This is a genomic window from Stenotrophomonas sp. Sm2128 (assembly GCF_030985535.1).
Taxonomy (GTDB): Bacteria; Pseudomonadota; Gammaproteobacteria; order Xanthomonadales; family Xanthomonadaceae; genus Stenotrophomonas; species Stenotrophomonas maltophilia.
This window is the reverse complement of the sequence record NZ_JAPTFQ010000066.1, coordinates 20689-28301: the sequence shown is the minus strand read 5'-3', so window position 1 is coordinate 28301 and position 7613 is coordinate 20689. Positions and strand designations below refer to the sequence as shown.

Below are 7613 nucleotides of genomic sequence, written 5' to 3'. Positions count from 1 at the left end.
GCATGGATGCGGCTGCCAAGCTTACAGGGACGTACTTGCAGCGCCCCCGCACTCCGACACCGCCCCGCCATCCTACGGAAAGCCCGCTGTTGCTGTTGCTGTTGCTGTTGCTGTTGAGGTTGCCGGCCAGCGGCCGGCACTACCACGGGTGCAGGGCGCAGCCCTGCCGACACCCTCTCAACGGCGGCGGCGCTTGCGGTCCACGTACAGGGTCCTGGCGATGCTCAGCACGATGCCGACTCCGATGCCCACCACGCAGCCCAGCAGCAGGTTGTCGGCCCCCAGGCCCACACCCACGCCGACCACGGTGGCGATCACCATTTCGGCAGTGTGGGAAATCGGTTCGGGCTTCGGGGCGGACATGCGGGCTCCAGCGTCAGATCGGATCTTCGGGATGGGCCAGTGGCCCGGAAACGACGAAGCCGGGTTGCCCCGGCCTCGTCTGGTGTCACCTGCAGCGGGCCGTCAGTGCGATTCGGCCGGGCCTGCGATCGGCGGCAGCGGACGGGCGTCGCCGCCCTTGTCGTTGCCGCCATCCTTGTTCGACTTGCTCCAGCCCGCCGGCGGCGGCGGATCGCGGCCTTCCATGATCGCGTCGATCTGCGGCGCGTCGATGGTCTCGTACTGCAGCAGCAGCTGCGACATCGCGTGCAGCTTGTCGATGTTCTCGGTCAGCAGCTGGGTCGTGCGGGCGTAGGCCTTGTCGAGGATGTTGCGCACTTCCTCGTCGATCCGGCGCGCCGTGTCGTTGGACACGCTCTTGTGCTGGGTGACCGAACGGCCCAGGAACACCTCGTCGTCCTCTTCGCCATACGCGATCGGGCCGAGCTGCTCGGACAGGCCCCACTTGGTGACCATGTTGCGGGCCATCTTGGTGGCACGCTCGATGTCGTTGGAGGCGCCGGTGGTGACCTTGTCCTCGCCGAAGATCAGCTCTTCGGCGACGCGGCCGCCGTACAGCGAGCACAGCTGCGACTGGATCGCCACGCGGTTCATCGAGTACTTGTCGCCTTCCGGCAGGTACATGGTCACACCCAGCGCACGGCCGCGCGGAATGATGGTGACCTTGTAGACCGGGTCGTGCTCGGGCACCAGGCGGCCGACGATGGCGTGGCCGGCCTCGTGGTACGCGGTCAGGGTCTTCTCGTCCTCGCTCATGGCCATCGAGCGGCGCTCGGCACCCATCAGGATCTTGTCGCGTGCACGGTCGAAGTGGTCCATGCGGACTTCCTTCTCGTTGCCGCGCGCGGCGAACAGGGCCGCCTCGTTGCAGAGGTTGGCCAGGTCCGCACCGGAGAAGCCCGGGGTACCACGCGCGATCACCATCGGCTCGACGTCGTCAGCCAGCGGCAGCTTGCGCATGTGGACCTTGAGGATGTGCTCGCGGCCCTTCACGTCCGGCAGGCCGACCACGACCTGGCGGTCGAAACGGCCCGGGCGCAGCAGCGCCGGGTCCAGCACGTCCGGACGGTTGGTCGCGGCGATCACGATCACGCCTTCGCCACCCTCGAAACCGTCCATCTCGACCAGCAGCTGGTTCAGGGTCTGCTCGCGCTCGTCGTGACCGCCGCCCAGGCCGGCGCCACGGTGGCGGCCGACGGCGTCGATTTCGTCGATGAAGATGATGCACGGCGCGTGCTTCTTGGCCTGCTCGAACATGTCACGCACGCGGCTGGCGCCGACGCCGACGAACATTTCCACGAAGTCCGAACCGGAGATCGAGAAGAACGGCACCTTGGCTTCGCCGGCGATGGCCTTGGCCAGAAGCGTCTTGCCGGTACCCGGCGGGCCCACCATCAGCACGCCGCGCGGAATCTTGCCGCCCAGCTTGGTGAACTTGGACGGGTCGCGCAGGAAGTCGACCAGTTCGCCCACTTCTTCCTTGGCCTCGTCGCAGCCGGCGACGTCGGCGAAGGTGACCTTGATCTGGTCTTCGCCCTGCAGCTTGGCGCGCGACTTGCCGAAGGACATCGCGCCTTTGGCACCGCCGCCACCGCCCTGCATCTGGCGCATGATGAACAACCAGAAGCCGATGATCAGGATGACCGGCAGGAAATTCATCAGGATCGCGCCGAGGGAAATGCCGCTGGACGGCTCCTCCTGCACGATCTCCACGTTCTTGGTACGCAGCACGTTGATCAGGTCACGATCGAACGGCGCGGTGATGGTGGACGACTGCCCACCGCGGGTGGTGTAGGTCAGCTGGCTGGTGCCGCCGCGCATGTCGCCGCCAAAGGCGACCTTCTGCACGTTGCCGCTGTCCACCTGGTCCAGGAACTGCGAGTACGACGCGCCCTGCGCGCCGGCCCCGGAGGACTTCGGCGAGAAGCTCTGGAAGACCACCATCAGCACGACGGCGACGACCACCCATAGCAGGAGGTTCTTGGTCAAGTCGTTCATCCTCATTGGCTCCGGTGTTCCTCTCAGTGCTGGCGTTGCGTTGGGGTCGAACTTGCGTACGTTGCGAGCTTACTTCATGTGGGCGCGTTTTCCCTGACCCAAGGCATACACCTCGGGAGAGCGCTTGCGCGACGCTTCCGGCTTGCGGATGGAGACCTTGTCGTACCGGCGGCGCATGTCGCGCACGTAGTCGTCAAAGCCTTCGCCCTGGAACAGCTTGATCAGGAACGCCCCACCGGTCTTCAGGTGGTTGTCGGCAAAATCCAGGGCCAGCTCCGCCAGGTGCATCATCCGCGGCTGGTCGACCGCGCCTACACCACTCTTATTGGGGGCCATGTCCGACAGCACAAGGTCTACCGGCTGATCCCCGAGCATGGCTTCAAACTGCGATAGAACGGCTTCTTCCCTGAAGTCACCATGAAGGAACTCCACACCAGCCAGCGGCGGCATGTCCAGGATGTCCAGGGCCAGCACGCGGCCGGTGTCGCCGATCTGTCTCCGCACCTGCTGAGACCAACCACCCGGGGCCGCGCCAAGGTCGACCACCACCATGTGCGGCTTCAGCAACCGGTCACGTTCCAGCAGCTCTTCGAGCTTGTAGGCGGCGCGCGAGCGCATGCCTTCGGCCTGGGCCTTCTTCACGAAGGGGTCGGAGAAGTGTTCCTTGAGCCAGCGCTGGCTGCTTTTGCTGCGGGTAGCCATTGAAAATAGGGGCTGATGGGGTCCTCATGATACCCTGATCGCCCCATTCAACCGTGTTTTCCTGCATGTCCATCGCCCTGACCGCCTCCCAGACCCGTTTCCTGCGCGGCCAAGCCCACGACCTGAAGGCCCTGCTGCAGACCGGCGGCAAGGGTGTGACCCCGGCCTTCATCGCTGAGCTGAACGAAGTGCTGGAGCGCCACGAGCTGGTCAAGGTGAAGGTCGCTGCCGAAGACCGCGACGCCCGTGACGTGATGATCGGCGAGATCGTCGAAGCCACCGAAAGCGCGCTGGTGCAGCGCATCGGCCACGTCGCCGTGCTGTACCGCCCGAGCAAGGAACAGCGCCAGATCGTGCTGCCGCGCGGCTGATCGCCCTACTGCCATGCAGCTGAACCACGAACCGCCGGATTACGCCTATAGCCTCCGTGCCGCCGATGGCCGCTCGGCCAAGGTGAATGACCAGGCGCTGGGCAGCAGTTTCTTCCTGACCCCGGACCAGCTGGTCACGCAATGGCCGGTGGTGAGCGCCACTGCGCTGCAGCTGGCTGACCTGGAGCCGATCCTGGCGCTGAATCCGGCGCTGATCGTGCTCGGCACGGGTGACCGTCAGGTGTTCCCGCCGGCGGTGGTGATGGCCGCCTGCCTGTCACGCGGCATCGGCCTGGAAGTGATGAACAATCCAGCCGCCGCGCGCACCTTCAATATCCTGGCCGGCGAAGGCCGCAAGGTCGCCGCCGCCTTCATTCTGGAAGGCTGAGGTTGAGTCGCCGGGTGGCTCCCGGCTAGCTGCCCGAAGGTGTGCAGCGGAATGCCGAGAACGCCTTGAGCCGGCCAATCAGGTTGCCGCCCTGCCCCCAGCGTATATCCATGACCTTCCAGTCCCGGCCCTGCCGCTGCAGCAGGACCTGGTCGGTCCAGCGATAGTCGCCTACGGCCATGTCGACATGGATCCAGGTGGCGTCACCGCTCGATCCGGGCATTCCCACGGATATTGTTTCCGGTCGATCCGGCGCCAGCAGATACGGGCTCTGGTCCAGCATGTGCGGCTTTTCATCGGGCGCCGCCAGTGCGGTGCAGGCCTGTTCATATGCACGCTGCGCAGCGATGGCTGAGCGGAGGGCCTCACCCAGCAGCGGGGAAATGGCCGTTTCGTTCGACGTCGGTGCCTGGATGGCGTCGTAGAGACGGGTGACCACGTCACGCCGATCGCTGCTGGCGGCGGCCGCCAATGGCGCGACGATGAGCAGCACGAAAAGGGCTGTTGGGCGAGACATGCGGCACCGGATTGGGGGGCCGTTGAAGCATGCCGCTTCCCTGGCTTGCCGGGAAGCTTGAGATGCGCCGCTGATGGTCGCAAATGGCCACCCACGGCAGCCAGCGTACAGCGAGTCGGGCATGGCTCGACGCTACAGGTCGGCAACGCCGAGCATTGCCCGGCGCCACCCGCCCCCTCGACCTCAACGCGCCGGCAGGTACTGCTGCGGATCCACCGGCTTGCCGTTGTAACGGATCTCGAAGTGGACCATGTCGCGGTTCGCACCGGTGCGGCCCATCTCGGCGATCTGCTCACCGGCCTTCACGCTCTGCCCTTCATTCACCAGGCGCTTGCGGTTGTGGCCATAGGCCGACAGCCACTGGTCGCTGTGCTTGATGATGATCAGCTCGCCGTAGCCAACCAGGCCGGCGCCGGAGTACACCACCACACCGTTGGCGGTGGCCTTGACCGGCTGGCCGCTGGTACCGGCGATGTCCACGCCCTGCTTGGTCGCGTCACCGGCCACGTAGCGGCCGACGATCGCGCCATCGGCCGGCCAGCGCCAGGCGATGTTGCTCTTCACCGGACCCACCGGCGCCGGGGCCGGGACCGATGTGGTGCTGCCGCCGCTGCTGCCACCCGAGCGCGGCGGGGTGACCACCGTGGTCGGCGCGCGGCCGCCGCTGGCACCGGCCGGATACAGTCGGATCACCTGCCCCGGATGGATGGTCGAGGGGTTGTCCAGGCTGTTCCAGGCAATCAGGTCGGCCGGGGTGATGTCATGGATGCGGGCCAGCGCATAGATGGTATCGCCCTTGCGCACCACCACGGTCTGCCCGGGCTTGGGCACCGAGGTCTTCGGCGTGGTCACACCGCCACCGGTGCTGCCACCACCAGGACGAACCACGGTTGCGGTGCCGCAGGCGGCCAGGGTGGAAACCAGCAACGCCAGCGCGCCGATGCGCACTCCCTTGCTCAGACGATCAGGATTCATGCGAACTTCGACCTCCATACAAGCCAGGCGATCAGCACCACCACCAACGCGGTGGCGATCCAGCCCAGCGGTTCAATCCAGCGACGCAGTGCCGCTTCAGCACGCGCACCACCGATACGGATGACCGCAGCCAGCACGAACACGCGCTTGCCGCGACCGATCAGCATGCTCAACAGGTACTGCGGCATCGGCACGCCGACGATACCCGATGCCCACGTGAAGACCTTCATCGGGATGGGCATGAAGCCGCCCAGCACCAGGAAGGTGAACACCGCCCACGGCGACTCGGCCATCTTGGCCTGCACGGTGGTGATGCCCTGCTCGATGGCCGGCAGCATGCCCAGTGCTTCGAACAACGGCTTGATCGCTTCGAAGGCGTAATGACCCAATGCATAGCCAATCAGCGCGCCGACCATCGAGCCGGCCAGACTGAGGGTGGCGAACCACCAGCCGCGTTTCGGCTGGGCCACGCACATCGGCGCCAGCATCACTTCCGGCATCACCGGAAAGATGATCGCCTCGAAGAAGCTCAACACCGTCAGGTAGGTCGGCGCGCGTTCGTGCGCCGCCCACTTCATCGCCCGCTCGTACAGCGGCCCGAAAATCTTCATGCAACCCTGCTCCGTGGATTAGTCGAGCATGCCGGACAGCAGCGGCACAAAGGTGACCGGCGCAAGCACGCGTTGTTCGATGCTGCCGTCAGCCCTGCGGTCCAGCTGCACCAGCGACTGCCCACCCGGCCCGCCGACCGGCGCCACCAGGCGGCCGCCCTCGGCCAGCTGCCCGACCAGTTCATCGACCAGTGCAGGCGCCGCGGCGGTGACGACGATGGCATCGAAAGGGCCGTGCTCGGCCCAGCCGGCGCGGCCATCATCATGCTTGGTGCGGATATTCATGCCCAGCGCACGGAAGCGCTTGCGCGCCTGTCGCAGCAGGTCGCCGATGCGTTCGACGGTGTAGATCTCCAGGCCCAGCGCGCCGAGCACGGCGGCCTGGTAGCCGGAGCCGGTACCGACTTCCAGCACTTTCTTTGGCGAGACCTGCAGCACGGCTTCGGTCATGCGCGCCACCACCCACGGCTGCGAGATGGTCTGGCCGTGGCCGATCGGCAGGGCGGTGTCTTCGTAGGCGCGTGACGCCAGCGCTTCGTCGATGAACAGATGGCGCGGCACCACCCGGATCGCATTCAAGGTCGACTCGTCGACGATGCCAGCCTCGCGCAGGCGATCGACCAGGCGGTCGCGCACACGCTGCGAGGTCATGCCGATGCCGACGGCTTCCGGTTGCAGGCGCAGGCGTGGGCTCATGCCGGCTGGTCCAGCGCGGCGCTGAGGCCGCCGACCCAGCTGGCCACTTTCTCCAGTGCCTGGTAGCGGGTCAGGTCGACCTGGATCGGGGTGATCGAGATATGCCCGGTGCGCACCGCGTGGAAGTCGGTGCCGGGGCCGGAGTCCTGCTCACGACCGGCCGGGCCGATCCAGTACACCTCGTTGCCGCGTGGGTCCTTCTGCGCGATGCAGCCTTCTGCACGATGGCGGTTGCCCAGGCGGGTGACCTCGAAGCCCTTGACCTCGCTCCACGGCAGGTCCGGCACGTTGACGTTGAGGATGGTGTCAGCCGGCAACGGATCGGCCTTGAGCCGGGCGACGATCTCCACCGCAGCGCGCGCGGCGGTCTCGAAGTGTTTCGGATCGTGGTTGCGGGTGACCAGCGAGACCGCCACCGCCGGCAGGCCGAGGAAGCGACCTTCCATCGCCGCCGAGACGGTGCCGGAATAGATCACGTCATCGCCGAGGTTGGCGGCGTTGTTGATGCCGGACACGACAATGTCGGGTTCGAACTCGAGCAGCCCGGTCAGCGCCAGGTGCACGCAGTCGGTCGGGGTACCGGCCACCGAGACGGTGTAATGGTCGATGCGCTTGAGGCGGATCGGCAGGTCCAGGGTCAGCGAATTGCTGGCGCCGGAGCGATCGCGGTCGGGCGCGACCACCGTGACTTCGTGACCGGCCTCACGCAGCACCGAAGCAAGCATCCGGATGCCTGCGGCGTCGACGCCATCGTCGTTACTGACCAGGATTCGCATCTTCGATTTAACCGCTTGATTTTCCAAGAATTCGATTCCATCACCGTGCAGTGTGGGCGGGACCGTCGTACTCCCCTGCGGAAGCCGTCGACCCTGCAAGGGCATCGTCTATTGTGCCGCATGCGAGCCGCCGGTCCTACCCTGCCGGCGGTCACGGCCGACATCGAACCGTCATAG

10 protein-coding genes are annotated in these 7613 nt (G+C 66.3%); 2 read left to right on the top strand and 8 right to left on the bottom strand.

The features are described 5' to 3' along the window. Positions 1–177: 177 nt before the first annotated feature. The 3 genes from O0K41_RS16950 to rlmE all read right to left on the bottom strand — a co-directional run bounded on the left by O0K41_RS16950 (position 178) and on the right by rlmE (position 3102). On the bottom strand, positions 178–363 hold the full coding sequence (locus O0K41_RS16950) for a hypothetical protein (protein WP_021202558.1): 186 nt from the start codon (positions 361–363) through the stop codon (positions 178–180). Positions 364–465: 102 nt separating this feature from the next. Beyond that, complete coding sequence (gene ftsH / locus O0K41_RS16945) at positions 466–2400, bottom strand: ATP-dependent zinc metalloprotease FtsH (RefSeq protein ID WP_005409015.1); 1935 nt, start codon at positions 2398–2400, stop codon at positions 466–468. A 69-nt stretch (positions 2401–2469) separates the two neighbouring features. Beyond that, positions 2470–3102, bottom strand: coding sequence for a 23S rRNA (uridine(2552)-2'-O)-methyltransferase RlmE (gene rlmE / locus O0K41_RS16940; protein ID WP_005409014.1), 633 nt, complete (start codon positions 3100–3102; stop codon positions 2470–2472). Positions 3103–3167: 65 nt separating this feature from the next. Between rlmE and yhbY the strand changes: the two genes are divergently transcribed. Together yhbY and O0K41_RS16930 are read left to right on the top strand one after the other, a co-directional pair. Continuing rightward, positions 3168–3473 carry a ribosome assembly RNA-binding protein YhbY gene (gene yhbY, locus O0K41_RS16935; protein WP_004152868.1) on the top strand — a complete coding sequence of 102 codons (306 nt, stop codon included), beginning with the start codon at positions 3168–3170 and terminating at the stop codon, positions 3471–3473. 13 nt (positions 3474–3486) lie between these two features. Then, positions 3487–3861 carry an Mth938-like domain-containing protein gene (locus tag O0K41_RS16930; RefSeq protein ID WP_005412930.1) on the top strand — a complete coding sequence of 125 codons (375 nt, stop codon included), beginning with the start codon at positions 3487–3489 and terminating at the stop codon, positions 3859–3861. A gap of 25 nt (positions 3862–3886) precedes the next feature. Here O0K41_RS16930 and O0K41_RS16925 read toward each other — a convergent pair whose 3' ends face one another. The 5 genes from O0K41_RS16925 to surE all read right to left on the bottom strand — a co-directional run bounded on the left by O0K41_RS16925 (position 3887) and on the right by surE (position 7436). Continuing rightward, on the bottom strand, positions 3887–4378 hold the full coding sequence (locus tag O0K41_RS16925; protein WP_164223140.1) for a hypothetical protein: 492 nt from the start codon (positions 4376–4378) through the stop codon (positions 3887–3889). 183 nt (positions 4379–4561) lie between these two features. Then, positions 4562–5353, bottom strand: coding sequence for a peptidoglycan DD-metalloendopeptidase family protein (locus O0K41_RS16920; protein ID WP_005412928.1), 792 nt, complete (start codon positions 5351–5353; stop codon positions 4562–4564). Then, positions 5350–5964, bottom strand: a complete 615-nt coding sequence (locus tag O0K41_RS16915; protein WP_005409010.1) for a YqaA family protein — start codon at positions 5962–5964, stop codon at positions 5350–5352. Before O0K41_RS16915 ends, O0K41_RS16920 begins: the two co-directional genes overlap by 4 nt. Before the next feature lie 18 nt (positions 5965–5982). Continuing rightward, positions 5983–6660, bottom strand: a complete 678-nt coding sequence (locus tag O0K41_RS16910; RefSeq protein WP_005409009.1) for a protein-L-isoaspartate(D-aspartate) O-methyltransferase — start codon at positions 6658–6660, stop codon at positions 5983–5985. Next, a complete protein-coding gene (surE, locus tag O0K41_RS16905) occupies positions 6657–7436 on the bottom strand; it encodes a 5'/3'-nucleotidase SurE (RefSeq protein WP_010485979.1) in 780 nt (259 codons plus the stop codon). The genes O0K41_RS16910 and surE overlap by 4 nt, the downstream gene beginning before the upstream one ends. Positions 7437–7613 lie beyond the last annotated feature (177 nt).

What these genes read in the sequence shown, in the direction of transcription:
- O0K41_RS16950 (WP_021202558.1), bottom strand. Translation starts at nt 363, where the DNA reads ATGTCCGCCCCGAAGCCCGAACCGATTTCCCACACTGCCGAAATGGTG.
- ftsH (WP_005409015.1), bottom strand. Translation starts at nt 2,400, where the DNA reads ATGAACGACTTGACCAAGAACCTCCTGCTATGGGTGGTCGTCGCCGTC.
- rlmE (WP_005409014.1), bottom strand. Translation starts at nt 3,102, where the DNA reads ATGGCTACCCGCAGCAAAAGCAGCCAGCGCTGGCTCAAGGAACACTTC.
- yhbY (WP_004152868.1), top strand. Translation starts at nt 3,168, where the DNA reads ATGTCCATCGCCCTGACCGCCTCCCAGACCCGTTTCCTGCGCGGCCAA.
- O0K41_RS16930 (WP_005412930.1), top strand. Translation starts at nt 3,487, where the DNA reads ATGCAGCTGAACCACGAACCGCCGGATTACGCCTATAGCCTCCGTGCC.
- O0K41_RS16925 (WP_164223140.1), bottom strand. Translation starts at nt 4,378, where the DNA reads ATGTCTCGCCCAACAGCCCTTTTCGTGCTGCTCATCGTCGCGCCATTG.
- O0K41_RS16920 (WP_005412928.1), bottom strand. Translation starts at nt 5,353, where the DNA reads ATGAATCCTGATCGTCTGAGCAAGGGAGTGCGCATCGGCGCGCTGGCG.
- O0K41_RS16915 (WP_005409010.1), bottom strand. Translation starts at nt 5,964, where the DNA reads ATGAAGATTTTCGGGCCGCTGTACGAGCGGGCGATGAAGTGGGCGGCG.
- O0K41_RS16910 (WP_005409009.1), bottom strand. Translation starts at nt 6,660, where the DNA reads ATGAGCCCACGCCTGCGCCTGCAACCGGAAGCCGTCGGCATCGGCATG.
- surE (WP_010485979.1), bottom strand. Translation starts at nt 7,436, where the DNA reads ATGCGAATCCTGGTCAGTAACGACGATGGCGTCGACGCCGCAGGCATC.